15 protein-coding genes, 1 tRNA gene and 1 other RNA gene are annotated in these 17,667 nt (G+C 66.4%); 7 read left to right on the plus strand and 10 right to left on the minus strand.

Annotated elements, in window-relative coordinates; genetic code table 11:
- Nucleotides 1-9 precede the first annotated feature (9 nt).
- Nucleotides 10-1,410, plus strand: coding sequence for a phosphomethylpyrimidine synthase ThiC (gene thiC / locus CJZ78_RS01170; RefSeq protein WP_094559052.1), 1,401 nt, complete (start codon nt 10-12; stop codon nt 1,408-1,410).
- A 30-nt stretch (nt 1,411-1,440) separates the two neighbouring features.
- Here thiC and CJZ78_RS01175 read toward each other — a convergent pair whose 3' ends face one another.
- From CJZ78_RS01175 to acpP, 4 genes are all read right to left on the minus strand, one after another.
- Nucleotides 1,441-1,821: a clan AA aspartic protease gene (locus tag CJZ78_RS01175; protein ID WP_094559053.1), complete on the minus strand. Its 381-nt coding sequence runs from the start codon at nt 1,819-1,821 to the stop codon at nt 1,441-1,443.
- Between the two features lie 120 nt (nt 1,822-1,941).
- Nucleotides 1,942-3,948 carry a transketolase gene (gene tkt, locus CJZ78_RS01180; protein ID WP_094559054.1) on the minus strand — a complete coding sequence of 669 codons (2,007 nt, stop codon included), beginning with the start codon at nt 3,946-3,948 and terminating at the stop codon, nt 1,942-1,944.
- 29 nt (nt 3,949-3,977) lie between these two features.
- Nucleotides 3,978-5,225: a beta-ketoacyl-ACP synthase II gene (fabF, locus tag CJZ78_RS01185; RefSeq protein WP_094559055.1), complete on the minus strand. Its 1,248-nt coding sequence runs from the start codon at nt 5,223-5,225 to the stop codon at nt 3,978-3,980.
- Nucleotides 5,226-5,233: 8 nt separating this feature from the next.
- Nucleotides 5,234-5,476: an acyl carrier protein gene (acpP, locus tag CJZ78_RS01190; RefSeq protein ID WP_094559056.1), complete on the minus strand. Its 243-nt coding sequence runs from the start codon at nt 5,474-5,476 to the stop codon at nt 5,234-5,236.
- Between the two features lie 162 nt (nt 5,477-5,638).
- On the opposite strand from acpP, the gene psaC reads away from it, so the two are divergent.
- Together psaC and glmS are read left to right on the plus strand one after the other, a co-directional pair.
- Nucleotides 5,639-5,884: a photosystem I iron-sulfur center protein PsaC gene (psaC, locus tag CJZ78_RS01195; RefSeq protein ID WP_006042515.1), complete on the plus strand. Its 246-nt coding sequence runs from the start codon at nt 5,639-5,641 to the stop codon at nt 5,882-5,884.
- A gap of 98 nt (nt 5,885-5,982) precedes the next feature.
- A complete protein-coding gene (glmS, locus tag CJZ78_RS01200; protein ID WP_094559057.1) occupies nt 5,983-7,935 on the plus strand; it encodes a glutamine--fructose-6-phosphate transaminase (isomerizing) in 1,953 nt (650 codons plus the stop codon).
- Here glmS and CJZ78_RS01205 read toward each other — a convergent pair.
- Nucleotides 7,922-9,376, minus strand: coding sequence for a mannose-1-phosphate guanylyltransferase/mannose-6-phosphate isomerase (locus tag CJZ78_RS01205; RefSeq protein WP_094559058.1), 1,455 nt, complete (start codon nt 9,374-9,376; stop codon nt 7,922-7,924). The genes glmS and CJZ78_RS01205 overlap by 14 nt on opposite strands.
- Nucleotides 9,377-9,509: 133 nt before the next feature.
- On the minus strand, nt 9,510-10,118 hold the full coding sequence (gene rimM / locus CJZ78_RS01210; RefSeq protein ID WP_094559059.1) for a ribosome maturation factor RimM: 609 nt from the start codon (nt 10,116-10,118) through the stop codon (nt 9,510-9,512).
- Nucleotides 10,119-10,180: 62 nt separating this feature from the next.
- On the opposite strand from rimM, the gene CJZ78_RS01215 reads away from it, so the two are divergent.
- Nucleotides 10,181-10,363, plus strand: coding sequence for an NAD(P)H dehydrogenase subunit NdhS (locus tag CJZ78_RS01215; protein ID WP_094559060.1), 183 nt, complete (start codon nt 10,181-10,183; stop codon nt 10,361-10,363).
- Here the strand turns inward: CJZ78_RS01215 and CJZ78_RS01220 are convergent.
- Nucleotides 10,341-11,075: a ribonuclease III family protein gene (locus CJZ78_RS01220; RefSeq protein WP_094559061.1), complete on the minus strand. Its 735-nt coding sequence runs from the start codon at nt 11,073-11,075 to the stop codon at nt 10,341-10,343. The genes CJZ78_RS01215 and CJZ78_RS01220 overlap by 23 nt on opposite strands.
- Nucleotides 11,076-11,104: 29 nt before the next feature.
- An RNA gene (rnpB, locus tag CJZ78_RS01225) (RNase P RNA component class A) lies at nt 11,105-11,524 on the minus strand.
- Between the two features lie 44 nt (nt 11,525-11,568).
- Here rnpB and CJZ78_RS01230 point away from each other — a divergent pair.
- From CJZ78_RS01230 to CJZ78_RS01240, 3 genes are all read left to right on the plus strand, one after another.
- Nucleotides 11,569-11,642, plus strand: a tRNA-Arg gene (locus tag CJZ78_RS01230).
- Nucleotides 11,643-11,752: 110 nt separating this feature from the next.
- Nucleotides 11,753-12,085: a hypothetical protein gene (locus CJZ78_RS01235; RefSeq protein WP_094559062.1), complete on the plus strand. Its 333-nt coding sequence runs from the start codon at nt 11,753-11,755 to the stop codon at nt 12,083-12,085.
- 36 nt (nt 12,086-12,121) lie between these two features.
- Nucleotides 12,122-12,598, plus strand: a complete 477-nt coding sequence (locus tag CJZ78_RS01240; protein ID WP_094559063.1) for a hypothetical protein — start codon at nt 12,122-12,124, stop codon at nt 12,596-12,598.
- On the opposite strand, the gene CJZ78_RS01245 is transcribed toward CJZ78_RS01240, so the two are convergent.
- Together CJZ78_RS01245 and CJZ78_RS01250 are read right to left on the minus strand one after the other, a co-directional pair.
- On the minus strand, nt 12,587-15,130 hold the full coding sequence (locus CJZ78_RS01245; protein ID WP_094559064.1) for a glycogen/starch/alpha-glucan phosphorylase: 2,544 nt from the start codon (nt 15,128-15,130) through the stop codon (nt 12,587-12,589). The genes CJZ78_RS01240 and CJZ78_RS01245 overlap by 12 nt on opposite strands.
- The gene (locus tag CJZ78_RS01250; RefSeq protein WP_094559065.1) at nt 15,127-17,565 is read right to left on the minus strand and encodes a phosphoketolase; all 2,439 of its coding nucleotides are present in this window, start codon (nt 17,563-17,565) and stop codon (nt 15,127-15,129) included. Before CJZ78_RS01250 ends, CJZ78_RS01245 begins: the two co-directional genes overlap by 4 nt.
- Nucleotides 17,566-17,667 lie beyond the last annotated feature (102 nt).

Below are 17,667 nucleotides of genomic sequence, written 5' to 3' on the forward strand. Positions count from 1 at the left end.
CCGCCCATCATGCGCAGCGCCTGGATTGAGAAGCGTCGCGGCACCGCGAACTATTCCCAGATGCATTACGCCCGCCAGGGCGTGGTGACCGAAGAGATGGCCTATGTGGCCAAGCGGGAGAACCTGCCCGAATCGCTGGTGACGGAGGAGGTGGCGCGGGGCCGGATGATCATCCCGGCCAACATCAACCACACCAATCTGGAGCCGATGGCGATCGGCATCGCCAGCCGCTGCAAGGTGAACGCCAACATCGGCGCTTCCCCCAACGCGTCCGATCTTGAGGAGGAGGTGGCCAAACTGCGCCTGGCGGTGAAATACGGCGCCGACACGGTGATGGATCTCTCCACCGGCGGCGTCAACCTCGATGAGGTGCGCACAGCAATCATCAACGCCTCGCCGGTGCCGATCGGCACGGTGCCCGTGTATCAGGCGCTCGAGAGCGTGCATGGCTCAATCGAGAAGCTCGACGCCGACGACTTCCTGCACATCATTGAGAAGCACTGTCAGCAGGGGGTCGATTACCAGACGATCCACGCCGGTCTGCTGATTGAGCACCTGCCCTTGGTGAAGGGTCGCCTCACCGGCATCGTCAGCCGTGGCGGCGGGATCCTGGCCCAGTGGATGCTGTATCACCACAAACAGAACCCCCTGTTCACCCATTTCGATGACATCATCGAAATCTTCAAGCGCTACGACTGCAGCTTCTCCCTGGGCGATTCGCTGCGGCCGGGTTGCCAGCACGACGCCTCCGACGCCGCCCAGCTGGCGGAGCTGAAAACCCTGGGCCAGCTCACCCGCCGCGCCTGGGAGCACGACATCCAGGTGATGGTGGAGGGTCCGGGCCACGTGCCGATGGATCAGATCGAGTTCAACGTCAAAAAGCAGATGGAGGAGTGCAGCGAAGCCCCCTTCTATGTGCTGGGCCCGCTGGTGACCGACATCGCCCCCGGCTACGACCACATCACCAGCGCCATCGGCGCCGCGATGGCCGGCTGGTATGGCACGGCGATGCTCTGCTATGTGACCCCGAAGGAGCACCTCGGCCTGCCCAACGCCGAAGACGTGCGCGAGGGCCTGATCGCCTACAAGATCGCCGCCCACGCCGCCGACATCGCCCGCCACCGCCCGGGGGCCCGCGACCGCGACGACGAACTCAGCCGCGCTCGCTACGCCTTCGACTGGAACAAGCAGTTCGATCTCTCGCTGGATCCCGAGCGGGCCCGTGAGTATCACGACGAAACCCTGCCGGCCGACATCTACAAACAGGCCGAGTTCTGCTCGATGTGCGGCCCCAAGCACTGCCCGATGCAGACCAAGATCACCGACGCGGATCTGGAAGGGCTGGAGCAGGTGCTGGCGGAGCAGAAAGCCAAAGCCGCGCAGCCAACAGGTGAGCCAGCGCCGGTTTGATCCGCTTCGGCACAGTCATGCAGCCTGGCCTTACTTCGCCAGGCTTAGCGGGATATTGGGGCTTTCAGGGTTCACATCCAGGCTCTGCAGCTGGGGCCGCAGTACTAGGTCCATGTCCTCCATGGGGATGGCGCCCAACAGCACTTCATTGCCTAGCACCATGGCACCGGTGAAACAACGGCGGTTGCGGAAGCGCACCTCTACCGGACCCACATAGGGCACCGTGCGGCGATGGCCGTCGGCCAACACCACCTCGCGGCGCTCCAACTCGCCCAGGCTGAGCTGGAGCGCTAGATGTTCGGGGATGCATAGATGCACCGCTCTACTGTCTGCCAGCGCTGAAACTTCGAGGGCAGCCAGCTCCGGCTTGGTGGGGTTGCTGATGGAAACGGTGCCGCGGATCAGTCCCATGGGTTCAGCTTAGGGTCCATTCCCATTGACACTGGCTTCTCCCGAGAGAGGCCAAAAAAAGCCCCACCTTGCGGCGGGGCTTGAAACGGATGCGCAGCAGGAGCAGGCCAGCCTGGCGGATCAGCCCAGGGCCTTGGCCTTGGCCACCACGTTGTCGACGGTGAAGCCGAACTTCTCCAGGCACACCGGGCCGGGGGCGGAGGCGCCAAAGCGGTCGATCGAGACGGTGTCACCGTCGAAGCCCACGTACTTGTGCCAGCCGAAGGAGCTGGAGGCTTCCACCACCAGGCGCTTGCGGCAGGCGGCGGGCAGCACGCTCTCGCGGTAGGCGGCGTCCTGCTCTTCAAACAGGTCGACGCAGGGCATCGACACCACGCGGACGTTCTTGCCTTCGGCGCGCAGCTGGGCGGCGGCCTTGGTGCAGAGCTCCAGCTCAGTGCCGGTGCCGATCAGGATCAGATCGAGGCTGCCGTTGCTGTCTTCCAGGATGTAGCCGCCCTTGGCCACATGGGCTGCTGCCGAACCGGGTTGGTTGGCCATCGCCTGGCGGCTGAGGGCCAGCACCGTGGGGCGCTTGCGGTTGGTCACGGCCACCTGGTAGGCGCCCATGGTTTCGTTGCCGTCGCCGGGGCGCATCACCAGAAGATTGGGGATGGCGCGCAGGTTGGCGAGGGTTTCCACCGGCTGGTGGGTGGGGCCGTCTTCGCCCAGGCCGATCGAGTCGTGCGTCAGCACATAGATCACACCCAGCTCGCTCAGGGCCGAGAGGCGCATGGCACCGATCATGTAGCCAGCGAACACCAGGAAGGTGCCGCCGTAGGGGATCAGGCCGCTGCCGTGGTAAGCGATGCCGTTCATGATCGCCGCCATGGCGTGCTCGCGCACACCGAAGTGCAGGTAGCGGTTGGCCTCACCACCTTTCTGGAAGCTGGCCTCGCCCTTGATGTCGGTGAGGTTGGAGTGGGTGAGATCGGCGGAGCCGCCGATCAGCTCGGGCAGGTTGGGGCCGAAGGCGTTCAGCGCGTTGTAGGAGTGCTGGCGGGTGGCGAGGCCCTTGTCCTCGGGGCTGAAGCTGGGCAGGGAGGCATCCCAGCCCTGGGGCAGTTCACCGCGCAGCTGGCGCTCAAATTCAGCCGCTTCGGCGGGGTATTGGCTGCGGTAGGAGGCCAGGGTGGCGTTCCAGGCGGCTTCGAGGGCTTCACCGCGGCTGATGGCCTGGCGCCAGTGGTCGTAAGCGTCTTGCGGCACCTCAAATGCGCCGTAGCTCCAGTCGAGGGCCTTGCGGGTGAGTTCGGCTTCATCGGCGCCGAGGGCGGCACCGTGCACCCCGGCGGTGTTGGCCTTGTTGGGGGAGCCATAGCCGATGGTGGTGGTCACCTTGATCAGGCTGGGCTTGTCGGTCACGGCCTTGGCGGCCTCGATCGCCCGGGCGATGCCGGCCACGTCGGTGTTGCCATCCGCCACGTGCTGGACGTGCCAGCCGTAGGCCTCGTAGCGCTTCAGCACATCCTCGGTGAACGACACCGCGGTGTTGCCATCGATGGTGATGTGGTTGTCGTCGTAGAGGGCGATCAGCTTGCCCAGGCCCAGGTGGCCGGCCAGGGAAGCAGCCTCACCGCTCACGCCCTCCTGATGGCAGCCGTCACCCATGATCACGTAGGTGTAGTGATCGACGAGTTCGCAGCCGGGTTTGTTGAACTTGGCGGCCAGGTGGGCTTCGGCGATCGCCAGACCCACGGCATTGGAGATGCCCTGGCCGAGGGGGCCGGTGGTGACCTCAACGCCGGCTGTCTCGAAGGTTTCGGGGTGCCCAGGGGTGCGGCTGCCCCACTGGCGGAACTGCTTGATGTCGTCCAGGGTCACCGAGTCGTAGCCGGTGAGGTGCAGCAGCGCGTACAGCAGCATGCAGCCATGGCCGGCCGACAGCACGAAGCGGTCGCGGTTGAACCACTTGGGGTTCTTGGGGTTGTGCTTGAGCACCTTGTCCCACAGCGCGAAGGCCATGGGTGCGCAGCCCATCGGCAGTCCAGGGTGGCCGGAGTTCGACTTGTTGATCGCGTCGATCGCCAGGAAGCGGATGCTGTTGACGCAGAGCGACTCGACGGACGTGGAGGGGGCGACGACCATGGCTTTGAGGGTTTAGGGAGGGAGGAGGGTCACGCCATGCGGCGGAACGCCAGGCAGACGTTGTGACCGCCAAACCCGAAGGAATTGGAGAGCACCACGTTGAGGGTGTGTTCCCGGGCCTGGTTGGGAACCACATCCAGATCACAGGCTGGATCCGGATTTTGGTAGTTGATGGTAGGCGGCACCAGGTTGTGCTCCATCGCCAGCACAGCCGCCACCGCTTCGATGCCACCGCTGCCTCCGAGGAGGTGGCCGGTCATCGACTTGGTGGAGCTCACCGGAATCTGATAGGCGTGCGCGCCGAGGGCGCTCTTGATGGCCGAGGTCTCGTTGCTGTCGTTGGCCTGGGTGCTGGTGCCATGGGCGTTGACGTAGTCGACCGCTTCGGGCTCCAGTTGGGCATCCCGCAGGGCCAGGCGCATCGCCTCGGCACCACCAACGCCGCCAGGGGAGGGTGACGTGATGTGGTGGGCGTCGCAGGTCATGCCGTAGCCCACCACTTCGGCCAGGATCGTGGCGCCGCGGGCCTGGGCGTGTTCGAGGCTCTCGAGCACCAGCACCCCGGCTCCTTCGCCGATCACGAAACCGTTGCGCTCGGTATCAAAGGGGCGGCTGGCTGTGGCGGGGTCGTCGTTGCGGAACGACAGGGCCTTGGCGCTGGCAAATCCAGCCACACCCAAGGGAGTGATGGCCGACTCAGCCCCGCCGGCAATCATCACGTCGGCCAGGCCCAGCTGGATCAGGCGGTAGGCATCGCCGATGGCATTGGAGCCGGCGGCGCAGGCGGTGGCCACGGCGGTGCTCGGTCCCTTCGCCCCCAGGGCGATGGCCGTCAGACCTGTGGCCATGTTCGGAATCATCATCGGCACGCAGAACGGGCTGACCCGATCCGGACCGCGATCGTTGAGCACCTGGGCCTGGGTTTCCATCATCAGCAGTCCGCCGACGCCGGAGCCGATGGCCGTGCCAACCCGATGTTGGTTGGAGGCGTCGATCGTGAGGCCCGCATGGGCGACGGCCTGCTTGGCCGCCACCACCCCGAACTGGCAGAAGCGATCCCAGCGCTTGGATTCCTTGGGTTCCAGCCAGCCGGAGGGGTCGAAGTTTTTCACCTCGGCCGCAAACCGGCAGGCATGGCGACTGGCGTCAAACAGGGTGATCCCCGCTACGCCATTGCGCGCCGAACGCAACCCCTCCCAGTAACTGGGAACGTCGTTGCCGATCGGTGTGATCGCGCCGAGACCGGTGACGACGACGCGCTGGAGACCCTGCACCATGGGGTGGCTCAGGCCTGCTTGTCCTGGATGAACTTGACGGCGTCACCCACGGTGGTGATGCCTTCGGCGGCTTCGTCTGGGATTTCGATGTCGAAGGCCTCTTCGAGGGCCATCACCAGCTCGACGGTGTCGAGGGAGTCAGCGCCGAGATCGTTTTGGAAGTTGGATTCGGGCTTGACGTCACCGGCATCCACGCTGAGCTGCTCGGCAACGATCGAGCGCACTTTCTCGAAGATCGCTTCCTGGGACATGGCCGCTGTGAGAGTCGACGCACTCTACGGGTCGCCCTGCGGGTCGCTCCGCGGCGTATGAACAAGGGTGACGGGCTGTCGCGGGCTCTGCTGCGGGCTCGAAAGCTTTGGGTACGTTGGCCTCACGCCGTTTGTTATCGGCCACCTCCCCATCGAGGCCCAATGTCCCACGCCGTCAAGATCTACGACACCTGCATCGGCTGCACCCAGTGCGTGCGTGCCTGCCCGCTCGACGTGCTCGAGATGGTGCCCTGGGACGGTTGCAAGGCCGGTCAGATCGCTTCGTCGCCCCGCACCGAAGACTGCGTGGGTTGCAAGCGCTGCGAAACCGCCTGTCCCACCGACTTCCTCAGCATCCGGGTGTACCTGGGCGACGAAACCAGCCGCTCGATGGGCCTCTCGTACTGAGTCCTGTCCCTCGGCGCCACTGCCAATAAGCTCAAGCCCGGCCCCTCGCCGGGCTTTTTTGTTGCGCCCCCTCTTGCGCCCCTCGCTGGCCCAGCCCTATGTGCGGCATCGTTGCCCTGATCGGATCGCGGGAGGCGGCTCCCCAGCTGCTGGAGGGTCTGCGCCAGCTGGAATACCGGGGCTACGACTCGGCCGGGATCGCCACGGTGGATGCCCAGGCGGATGCGGGGCCGGGCCGGCTGCACTGCCTCAAGGCCGAGGGCAAGTTGGTCAACCTCACGGCGCGATTCGAGGCCCAGGGAGCTCCCGGGCACTGCGGCATCGGCCACACCCGCTGGGCCACCCACGGCAAGCCAGAGGAGCGCAACGCCCATCCCCATCTCGATGGCAGCGGCCAGCTGGCGGTGGTGCAGAACGGCATCATTGAGAACTACCGCACCCTCCGCGAGGAGCTGCAGGCGGAAGGGGTGGTGTTCCGCTCCGAGACGGACACCGAGGTGATCCCCCACCTGCTGGCCCGTCAATTGGCGCGGCTGCAGGCGGGCGTGCAAGGCGGGCGAGCCCGGGTGGCCAGCGGCAGCCTGCTGCTGCAGGCGGTGCAGGAGGTGCTGCCCCTGCTGCACGGCGCCTACGCCCTGGCGGTGGTGTGGGCCGAAGCGCCTGGGGCCCTGGTGGTGGCCCGCAAGGCGGCGCCGTTGTTGATCGGCCTGGGGGAAGGGGAATTTCTCTGCGCCAGCGACACCCCGGCGCTGGCGGGTTTCACCCGCACGATCCTGCCGATGGAGGACGGCGAGGTGGCCCTGCTCACCCCCTTGGGCATCGAGCTTTACGACGCCGACGGGGAGCGGGTGCAGCGCAGCCCCAGCCTGCTGAGCGGCACCGAACACGTGGTGGACAAGCGCAGCTTCCGCCACTTCATGCTCAAAGAGATCCACGAGCAGCCCGAAACCGCGGCCCTGTGGGTGGCCCGCCACCTGCCGGAGGCTGTGGTCGGGCAAGCAACACCTTTGGTGGCGCTGCCGCTGGCGGCGGAGGTGTTGGAGGGGGTGGAGCGGATCCAGATCCTGGCCTGCGGCACCAGTCGCCATGCCGCCCAGGTGGGGGCCTACCTGCTCGAGCAGCTGGCCGGCATTCCCACCAGCGTCTTCTACGCCAGTGAATTCCGCTATGCGCCGCCGCCGCTGACGCCCCACACCCTCACGATCGGCGTCACCCAATCCGGCGAAACGGCCGACACGTTGGCGGCTCTGGCGATGGAGCAGGAGCGGCGCCAGCTGGTGGCCGATCCGGCTTTTGCGCCGCGGTTGCTGGGAATCACCAACCGGCCGGAAAGCTCCTTGGCGCGGATGGTGGACCACATCCTCGACATCGGCGCCGGCATTGAGGTGGGCGTGGCGGCCACCAAGACGTTTCTGGGGCAGCTGCTGGCCTTCTACGGCCTGGCCCTGGCCTTTGCCGAGCGGCGGGTGGGCCAGCGCCAGGGGGGTGGCACGTCGGGCCGCAGCCGCGAGGAGCTCAAGGCCCTGGCGGCGGCGTTGCGGCAGCTACCCCAGCAGCTCGAAGCCTTGGTGGCCGATCACGACCAGCGCTGCGCCGCCCTGGCCCACCGCTTTGAGGGCACCCAGGATGTGATCTTCCTGGGGCGGGGGATCAACTACCCGATCGCCCTGGAGGGTGCGCTGAAGCTCAAGGAGATCAGCTATATCCACGCCGAGGGCTATCCGGCCGGCGAGATGAAGCATGGCCCGATCGCCCTGCTCGACGCGAAGGTGCCGGTGGTGTCGATCGCGGTGCCCGGGCTTGTGTTCGAGAAGGTGCTGAGCAACGCCCAGGAGGCCAAGGCCCGCGATGCCCAGTTGATTGGCGTGGCCCCCGATTGCCCCGATGCCGAGCTATTTGATGTGCTGCTGCCGGTGCCGGTGGTCGATGAGCTGCTCAGCCCGCTTCTGACGGTGATTCCGATGCAGTTGCTCAGCTATCACATTGCCGCCCACCGGGGTCTGGATGTGGATCAGCCCCGCAACCTGGCCAAGAGCGTCACGGTTGAGTAGCGGCGACGGTGTCGCTGCGGCCATAGCGGTCTTCAAAGCGCACGATGTCGTCTTCGCCCAGGTAGGGGCCGCTCTGCACCTCGATCAGTTCCACCGGGATCTTGCCGGGGTTGGAGAGGCGGTGGCGGCAGCCCAGGGGGATGTAGGTGCTCTGGTTTTCGCCCACCAGCTCCTGGCGGCCGTCCTTCTCCACGACCGCCGTTCCCTTCACCACGATCCAGTGCTCGGCGCGGTGGTGGTGCATCTGCAGCGACAGGCTCGCCCCCGGATTAACCACGATCGTTTTCACCTGCCAGCGCTCACCTTCGGTGATCCCGTCGTACGACCCCCATGGCCGGTAGATCTTGCGGTGGGCCTTGCTTTCCGGCGCGCCCTCCCGCTCCAGCAGCCCCACGATGCTTTTGATGTCCTGGGCCCGGTCGCGGTGGGCCACCAGCACCACATCATCCGTTTCCACCACCACCAGGTCTTCCACCCCGAGGCCCACCACCAGCCGGTGCTCGCTGCGCAGGTAGCAATTGCGGGCGTCTTCGTGGATCACCCGGCCCCGCAGCACGTTGCCTTGCGCGTCGCGCTCCGCGGCCGTTTCCCACAGGGCGCTCCAGCTGCCCACATCGCTCCAGCCCGCCTCCAGCGGCAGCACAGCGCCGCGGTCGGTGCGCTCCATCACGGCCACGTCGAGGGCCACGTTCGGGCAGCCGGCAAAGGCTTCCCGCTCCAGCCGCAGGAAATCGAGATCGGCGCTGTCCTGCTCCAGCGCGGCGCGGCAGGCATTCACCACCTCAGGGGCCAGCCGCTCCAGCTCCGCCAGGATGGCGCTGGCCTTGAACAGGAACATGCCGCTGTTCCAGGTGAAGCGGCCCGTGGCCAGAAACGCCTCGGCGGTGGCCCGATCCGGCTTCTCCACAAAGCGGGCGATCGGCACCGGCGCGCTGGCATCCGTCAACGCGTGGGCAGCTTCGATGTAGCCGTAGCCCGTCTCCGGGGCGGTGGGCACGATCCCAAAGGTCACCAGTTGTCCCGCCTCGGCGGCTGCCGCACCGGCGACAACCGCCGCGCGGAAGGCGGCCGCATCCCGGATCACATGGTCGGCCGCCAGCACCAGCAGCAGCGGATCGTCGCCCTGGGCCGTGGCCTGTAGGGCCGCCACCGCCACGGCCGGAGCGGTGTTGCGGCCGATCGGCTCCAGCAGGATGCCGGCGGGCTCGACGCCGATCTGGCGCATCTGCTCGGCCACGATGAAGCGGTGGTCCTCGTTGCAGATCAGCAGTGGTGGCGCCAGCCCTGGCAGGCCCTTCAGGCGCTGCTGGGTTTGCTGCAGCAGGGTGTCTTCGCCGTTGCCAGCCAGGGGCCAGTACTGCTTGGGATAGCTGGCCCGCGAGAGCGGCCACAGCCGCGTGCCGGTGCCGCCGCACAGGATCACCGGTACAAGACTTGTCATCGCGCGGGGGTGGAAGCCAGGCCTACGGCTATTTCAGCAGCCCAGGCGGCGCTTCGCCTGCAGAGGTGTTGCGCAAGGCCTCCTGAATTCTGTACAGCCTGTACAGAATTCAGGAGGAAGCCGGGAAGAGGGTTCAGGCCGGCTCTCCTCGGCTTTTCTCCTGCGCCATCCCCAGCTCCAGCAGCCCCGGTGGCGGGGTAATGCCAACCCAGCCTTCGCTCAGGTGCACTTCGGGCACAATCGCCTTCACGAAGGGGATCAGCAAACGCCGCGGACCACTCGGGCTGGCCTGCTCCACCTCCAGCAGGTCATTGCCGGCGTGGATCAGGTCGCAGACCCGTCCGATCACCTGCCCCGTTTCCAGCAGCCGCACTTCGGTGCCCACCAGATCGAGCAGGTGGAATTCTCCTCGGGCCAGCTTGGGCCGGTCGTTGGCGCGCACCAACAGCTGCTCGCCCACCAGGGCTTCGGCCGCCTCGCGGCTTTCGACATCGGCCAGCCGCACCACAAACAGCCCCTTGCCCGGCAGCTGGCGCCCGCCCCGCAGCTCCACCAGCCGCGGATCCTCGTCGCGCCGCTGCAGCCAGCGTTGTCCGGCCCGGGTGAAGCGTTCGGGGAAATCGCTGAGGGGCAGGATCCGCAGTTCCCCCATTAGTCCCTGGGCGGCCACGATCTTGCCCACCACCATGAGCTCGTCTTGGGGGGAGTCGCCGGGACGATCGGTGTCGCTCAGATCAGCCATGCCCGTCTGATTCCCTCGCCGGTCCTTCTCCCCCGATAATGACCCCACGCCTCGCCTGAACCATGGCCGACCTGTTGCCGATCCTGCCGGGCTCCACCGTGGTGGTGCGCGACGGCCGCTCGATTTACAACGGCTACCGGGGCTTCGTGCAGCGCATCAGCGGCCAGCAGGCTGCCGTGCTGTTTGAGGGGGGCAACTGGGACAAGCTGGTCACCATGCCGCTCAAGATTCTCGAGCAGGCTTGAGCACCGCCAGGGCGGCGCGAGCCGCTTCCTGTTCGGCGCTACGCCGCGAGCGGCCCCAGCCTTCGTGATCCCCGTTCACCGCGACTCCAGGGCCGCAAACCGTCACCGTGCAGCGAAAGCGGCATGGGTCGGCGTGGATCTGGCTGCACTCCTCGCAGCTGTAGTGGGGCAGGCCCAGCCCAGCGGCCTGGGTCCATTCCTGCAGGGCTGACTTCCAGTTGTGGCGGTCTGGATCGGCCAGCAGTTCGGCGCTGCTGCGCTGCCAGTGGGGGGTGAGCCAGCGGTGCACTGGCTCCAGGCCGCCCTGGCCGGCACCCCAGGCCTCATAGAGGCCGCCCAGCAGGGCTTCGCAGCATTCCGCCCGCACGGTGGCCTGTCCGGCCCGGTCGCCGCTGGCCATCGGACCCAGGTGCAGCATGGCTTCGATGCCGCAGCGCTCGCCCAGTTCGGCCAGCCAGCGGTCGCTCACCAGCTGGGCCCGTAGGGCTGAGCAGCGCCCCACACTCAAGCTCGGATAGTGCTGCTGTAGGAATTCGGAGGCCGCTAGCCGCAGCACGGCGTCGCCCAGAAACTCCAGCCGCTCGTGGTTGACGGCCCGGCCCGCGGACGTGTGGGTGAGGGCCTCCTCAATGGGAGCAAGATTGCGGTTGCCGGGTTCCAGGTCTAAGGACCGCAGGAAGGCAACCAACTGCTGGTGGCGTTCGGGTCCCATGGCTGGAGGGGATCGCGGGCTGGAGCAAAGGGTGAAAGCAGGACGTAAGCCGGGTTCTGTTCTCCCGCCGCAAGCCCGGAGGCCAGGGGCGGGGGGTGATCATCTGTCTGGGACCGCCGTTACCGGCGGCCTCGAGCGGCGCACTTGAAGCGGGACGGGTGTCATGGCCAACCGTTGTCCCTTGGCCTTGCTCCCAGCCGGGGTTTACCGAGCCAGCACCTCTCGATGCTGCTGGTGCGCTCTTACCGCACCCTTGCACCCTTGCCTGATCAGGGGGCGAGCCCCCTGCCATCGGCGGTGTGTTTCTGTGGCACTGTCCTCACGGTCACCCGCACTGGGCGTTACCCAGCAAGCCTGGCCATTGGGGAGCCCGGACTTTCCTCAACCAGGCGCTGGGGCTCCTCCGCAGAAGGACCCCAGCCCTGATCGCGATCACCTCGCCTGCTTTCACATCCCATAATGCCCCTGCGGACGTCTTGCGGGATGGTCGCGGGGGGCTGTAGCTCAGCCGGATAGAGCGACGGTTTCCTAAACCGTAGGTCGTGGGTTCGAGTCCCGCCAGCCCCGCTTCTGGTCCCAGCCGCTGCGCTTTCTGCGTTGCTGGTAGTGAGCGCTACGGGTGGTGGTCTACCCATTTCGGCCACCGGGGCTAGCGTGGTTCCAGTCGTCTGACCGCGATGACCCAGCTTCACGATCTGCGTCTGCGGCTGCTGGTGCAGCAGGAGAGCGAGCGCATCGCTGACAGCCAGCCCGATGAGCTCGACCTTTCGGTGGTGCAGGCCCGCTGCCTCTGCTGGCTGGCCCTGCTGGCGGAAGCCCATGAAGAGCAGGCCACCGACGCCGAGCGTCGCGGCGACACCGAGCAGGCCATGGGCTGGTTTGCCGATTCCATGCGCCTGCGCGATGTGATCCATGTGGTCACCTCGATCGAGATCCCCCTGCCGGCCGCCAGCGGCGAGATCGACGAATTGGGCGACGACCAACGCGACCCAGGCCCCCTGGCGGCGTGAGTGTCATGATGGAATTTGACAACCCAAGGGAGTGCGGTGCCCGAAGAGCCCTGCCAATGCCCTGATTGCCAGCGTTTCTATCGGGAACACGACCGATTGATCCGTGAAAACCCCACCCTGCGCCAGCAGCAGGAGCTGAATTGGGCTGCGCTGCAGTCGTTTCGCACCCTGGCTGGACGGGTGATGGAGGAACTGCAGAAGCAACAGGAGGCGGCCGAGTCCGCCGCCCAGTCCGCTCCTGCCGCCCAGGCAGCCGGAGCTGGGGCCGATCAGGCCGGAGATCAGGCTGGCGAGCCCGATGCGTTCCAGCAGGCCATGGCCGATCTGGAGAACATCAACGCCCACCTGTTCTCGATTGAGGCGCTGATGGAGCGCATCTTCGATGTGCGCGTGCCCGAGGAGGTGGAGCAGAAGTTCCGAGAGGTGGCCGGCGAGCTGGCCCCCGACCCCCTCAATGCCGACCGCCTGCGGCTCAATCGCCTGCTGCACCAAACCCCGGACCTACCGGGTTAGGCCTTCGGGTTCGTCCATCTCACAGGTGATGGTCACAGGGAAGCTCTCGGCCCGCCAGATCCGTTCGGCGTAGTCGCGGATCGAGCGGTCGGAGGAGAAGAAGCCGCTGCGGGCTGAATTGAGCAGCGACATCCGGTTCCAGCGGCCTCGGTCGGCCCAGGCACGATCCACGTCGGCCTGGGCCTGCAGATAGGCGTTGAAATCGGCCAGCACGAAGAAGGGATCCCGGCCGGTGAGGTTCTGCAGCAGGGGCCGGAACAGGTCGCCGTCGCCATTGCTGAAGTGGCCCTGCTCCACCAGCCGCAGGATCTCAGCGAGCTCCGGCATGCTGCCGATCAGCTCCCAGGGGCGGTAGCCACTGTTGTGCAGGCTGGAGATCTCCTCTGCGGTTTTGCCGAACAGGAAGAAGTTGTCGGCGCCCACCTGCTCGCGGATCTCCACATTGGCGCCATCCAGGGTGCCGATGGTGAGGGCGCCATTCATGGCGAACTTCATGTTGCCGGTGCCGGAGGCTTCCTTGCCGGCGGTGGAGATCTGCTCGGAGAGATCGGAGGCGGGGTAGACCCGCTCGCCCAGCTTGACGTTGTAGTCGGCCAGGAAGATCACACGCAGGCGGCCCTCCATGTCGGGATCGGCGTTGATCGTTTCGGCGATGCCGTTGATGAAGCGAATGATCAGCTTGGCCATGTAATAGCCGGGCGCTGCCTTGCCGCCGAAGATGACGGTGCGGGGTGCCATGCCGTCGGCCTGGCCGTTCTTGATCCGCAGGTATTGGGCGATCACCTGCAGGGCGTTGAGGTGCTGGCGCTTGTATTCGTGGATGCGCTTCACCTGCACGTCAAACAGCGACGCCGGATCCACTAGCACGCCGGTGTGGCGGTGGATGTAATGGCTCAGCTGGCCCTTCACGGCCAGCTTGGTGGCCTGCCAGCGCTCCAGGAAGCTGCTGTCGTCCACAAACTGCTCCAGCTTGCGCAGTTCATCGAGGTGATTGACCCAGCCCTCGCCGATCGATTCGTTCAGCAGGGCTGAGAGCTGGGGATTGGCCAGGGCCACCCAGCGCCGGGGGGTCACGCCGTTGGTGACGTTGGTGAACTTCTCCGGCCACAGGGCGGCGAACTCAGGGAACAGCTCGGTTTTGACCAGTTCGCTGTGCAGGGCCGCCACACCATTGACGTGGTGCGACGCCACGGTGGCCAAGTGGGCCATGCGCACCGCCTTGCCGCCCTCCTCGTCGATGATCGACACCCTGCGCAGGATCTGCTCGTTGCCCGGGTACTTGAGACGCACCTGCTGCAGGAAGCGGCGGTTGATCTCGTAGATCAGCTCCAAGTGCCGCGGCAGCAGGGAGCCGAACAGCCCCAGCCCCCACTTCTCTAGGGCCTCGGGCAACAGGGTGTGGTTGGTGTAGGCCACCGAACGGCTGGTGATGCTCCAGGCAACCTCCCAGTCGAGGTGTTTGTCGTCGAGCAGCAGGCGCATCAGCTCCGCCACGGCGATCGCCGGGTGGGTGTCGTTGAGCTGCACGGCCCAGTGGTCGGGGAATTCGGTGATCGGGATGCCGCGGGCATCAAGATTGCGGATCATGTCCTGCAGGGAGCAGCTCACGAAGAAGTGCTGCTGCTTGAGGCGCAGGCGGCGGCCCTCGTCGGTGCCGTCGTTGGGATAGAGCACCTTGGAGAGGGTCTCCGAACCCACTTTTTCCTCCACGGCGCCGTAGTAATCGCCGATGTTGAAGGCGTAGAAGTCGAAGGATTCGGTGGCGTCCGCGCGCCAGAGGCGCAGCCGGTCGCAGGTGTTGACCCGGTAGCCCAGCACCGGCACGTCGTGGGGGATGCCGATGGCGTGCTCCTCAGGAATCCAGCGCACCCGGTAGGTGCCGTGCTCATCGCGGTAGCTCTCGGTGCGGCCACCGAAGCCCACGAAGCAGGCCTGGTCGGGGTGGGGCAGCTCCCAGGGCCAGCCGCTCTTGAGCCACTTGTCGGTGATTTCCACCTGCCAGCCGTCGCGGATCAGCTGGTCGAAGATGCCGAACTCGTAGCGGATGCCGTAGCCGGTGGCGGGGATCTCCAGCGAGGCCAGCGATTCGAGGAAACAGGCCGCCAGCCGCCCCAGTCCGCCGTTGCCCAGGCCCGGCTCCTCCTCCACGTCGAGGATCTCGTTGATGTCGTTGATGCCGAAGCGGCGCAGCGCCTCCGCCGCCTCCTGCTGGATGCCCAGCATCAGCAGGTTGTTGCCCAGTTGCGGCCCGATCAGGAATTCGGCCGAGAGGTAGGCCACCACCCGCGTGGGTGTGGCGCTCAGGGCTTCAATGCCGGCCAGGTAACGGGTCATCAGCCGATCGCGCACGGCGTAGCTGAGGGCCATGTAGAGGTCGTGGAGGCTGGCCGTGGGGGCGAGTTTGCCGAGCGTGTAGAAGAGGTGCTCGGTCATGCCGTCGAACACGTCGTCAGCGGCGAGCCCGCTGCGATCGGAGTCCGCGTAGCAGCCTGGGGTGGGCAGGTGCAGGTTGCTGGGTTGAAGGTCGCTCATACGAGCAATCCTCCGTCATGGGCCGGGGCACGGCCTGCAGACCACCGCCAGTTCGTCACGTCGTCGGCATCCATGCCGTGCAGGTGGGCGTAGGCACGGTTGGCCAGGATCGCCTCCTTCATCCGCTCCTTGACGTGGGCGGCTCGCGATCCCAATCGTGGCACCCGGTCGATCACATCGATCACCAGGTTGAAGCGGTCGATCTGGTTGTTCATCGCCAGTTCAAGCGGGGTGTTGATATTCCCCTTCTCCTTGTAGCCGCGCACGTGGAAGTTGGGGTGGTTGGTGCGGTGGTAGGTGAGCCGGTGAATCAGCCACGGGTAACCGTGGAAATTGAAGATCACCGGCCGATCGGTGGTGAACAGGCTGTCGAAGTCGCGGTCGCTCAGCCCGTGGGGGTGTTCGTTGGGGGTGGTGAGGGAAAACAGCTTCACCACGTTGAGCACGCGGATCTTGAGCGAGGGGATTTCGCGGCGCAGGATCTCCACGGCCGCCAGCGTTTCCTTGGTGGGGACGTCCCCGGCGCAGGCCATCACCAGATCGGGCTCATCCGGTTCGGTGCCGCAGTCGTCGTTGCTGGCCCAGCTCCACAGGCCGATGCCCTTGGCCACATGGGCGCGCGCCTGGGCGAGGTTGAGGTACTGGAGGTGGCTCTGCTTGTCGGAAACGATGATGTTGCACACGTTGGTTTCCAGCAGCGCTTCTTCGGCCACCGCCAGCAGGCAGTTGGCATCGGCGGGTAGGTAGACGCGCACCACCTCTCCGCTCTTGTTGCCAGCCAGGTCGATGAAGCCCGGGTCCTGGTGGGTGAAGCCGTTGTGGTCCTGGCGCCACACGGTGGAGCTGATCAGGCAGTTCCAGGCGGAGATCGGGGCCCGCCAGGGGGCGTGATGGATGCAGCTCTCCAGCCACTTGGCGTGCTGGTTGAACATCGAGGCGATCACATGGGCGAAGGCCTCGTAGGTGTGGAAGAAGCCGTGCCTACCGGTGAGGACGTAACCCTCCATCATTCCCACCAGGGTGTGCTCGGAGAGCATCTCCACCACCCGACCGCTGCGGGATAGCTCGCTGCCGCCCGCGCCATTGACGCCGGCGTCTTCAGGCAGCAGCTCCTCCATCCACACCTTCTTGCTGCGCTCGTAGATCGCCTGCAGGCGATTGGAGGCGGTTTCATCCGGCCCGAACACCCGCACCGAATCAGGGTTGAGCTCAATGGCATCGCGCAGCAGCTCGCCCAGTGGGGCGGTGTTCTCATGCTCCACCTGACCTGGAGCATTGAGGGCAACGGCGTAGCGCTCGATCGCCGGCAGGCGCAGCTTGCGGCGCAGCAGGCCGCCATTGGCATGGGGGTTGGAGCCCATGCGGCGGCGGCCCGTGGGGGAGAGGGCCTGCAGGTGGGGCCGCAGGCTGCCGTTGTCGTCAAAGAGCTCCCAGGGGCGGTAGCTCTTGAGCCAGGCCTCCAGCATGTGCAGCTGCTCAGGATCGCCTTTGGGGTTGGGCAGGGGCACCTGGTGGGCGCGCCAGAAGTTTTCGAGCTTCTTGTCCCCCAGGGCCGCTGGGCCGGTCCAGCCCTTGGGCGAGCGCAGCACGATCATCGGCCAGACGGGGCGGCTGACGCGGGTGGGATCACCGCTGCGGCGTGCCTCCGCCTGGATGGCGGCGATGCGGTCCGCGGCGCCGTCCATCGCGGCGGCCATGGCAGCGTGCATGGCCATCGGCTCGCTGCCTTCCACAAACAACGGCTCCCAGCCGTAGCCCCGCATCAGGCTGGCGAGCTCCTCTTTGGGGATGCGCGCCAGCAGGGTGGGGTTGGCGATTTTGTAGCCATTGAGATGCAGCACCGGCAGCACCGCCCCGTCGCTCATCGGGTTGAGAAACTTGTTGATGTGCCAGCTGGTGGCCAGCGGACCGGTTTCCGCCTCGCCATCGCCGACGCAGGCCAGGGCAATCAGTGAGGGGTTGTCGAACACGGCCCCACAGGCGTGGGAGAGCACATAGCCGAGCTCGCCGCCCTCATGGATCGAGCCGGGTGTTTCCGGGGTGCAATGGCTGCCGATTTGGCCAGGGAAGGAGAACTGCTTGAGGAACCGCCCCATCCCGGCGGCATCCTGGGATTTGTTGGGATAAATCTCGCTGTAGGAGCCGTCCAGGTAGGTCGGTGCCAGCACGCCCGGGGCCCCGTGGCCTGGGCCAGACAGGTAGATCATGTCGAGATCGCGCTCGCGGATCAGCCGGTTGGCATGGGCCCAGATGAACGCCTGACCCGGGGAGGATCCCCAGTGACCTAGCAGGCGGTTCTTGATGTGCTCGGGCCGCAGCGGTTCGGCCAGCAGCGGGTTGTCCTGCAGGTAGATCATCCCCACCGCCAGGAAGTTGGCGGCTCGCCACCAGGCATCCAGGTGTTGCAGCTGCTCCGAGGTCAGGTCTTCAGCCATGGCGTTTGCATGAATCCTGGATTCAGACCGTAGCGATGGCTGCCACAGCCGAACCGCCCGCCCGGATAGAGATCTGCTCACGAACACGTTGAGCCTGGCCGC

Source organism: Synechococcus sp. 8F6 (assembly GCF_002252665.1).
Classification (GTDB): domain Bacteria; phylum Cyanobacteriota; class Cyanobacteriia; order PCC-6307; family Cyanobiaceae; genus Cyanobium_A.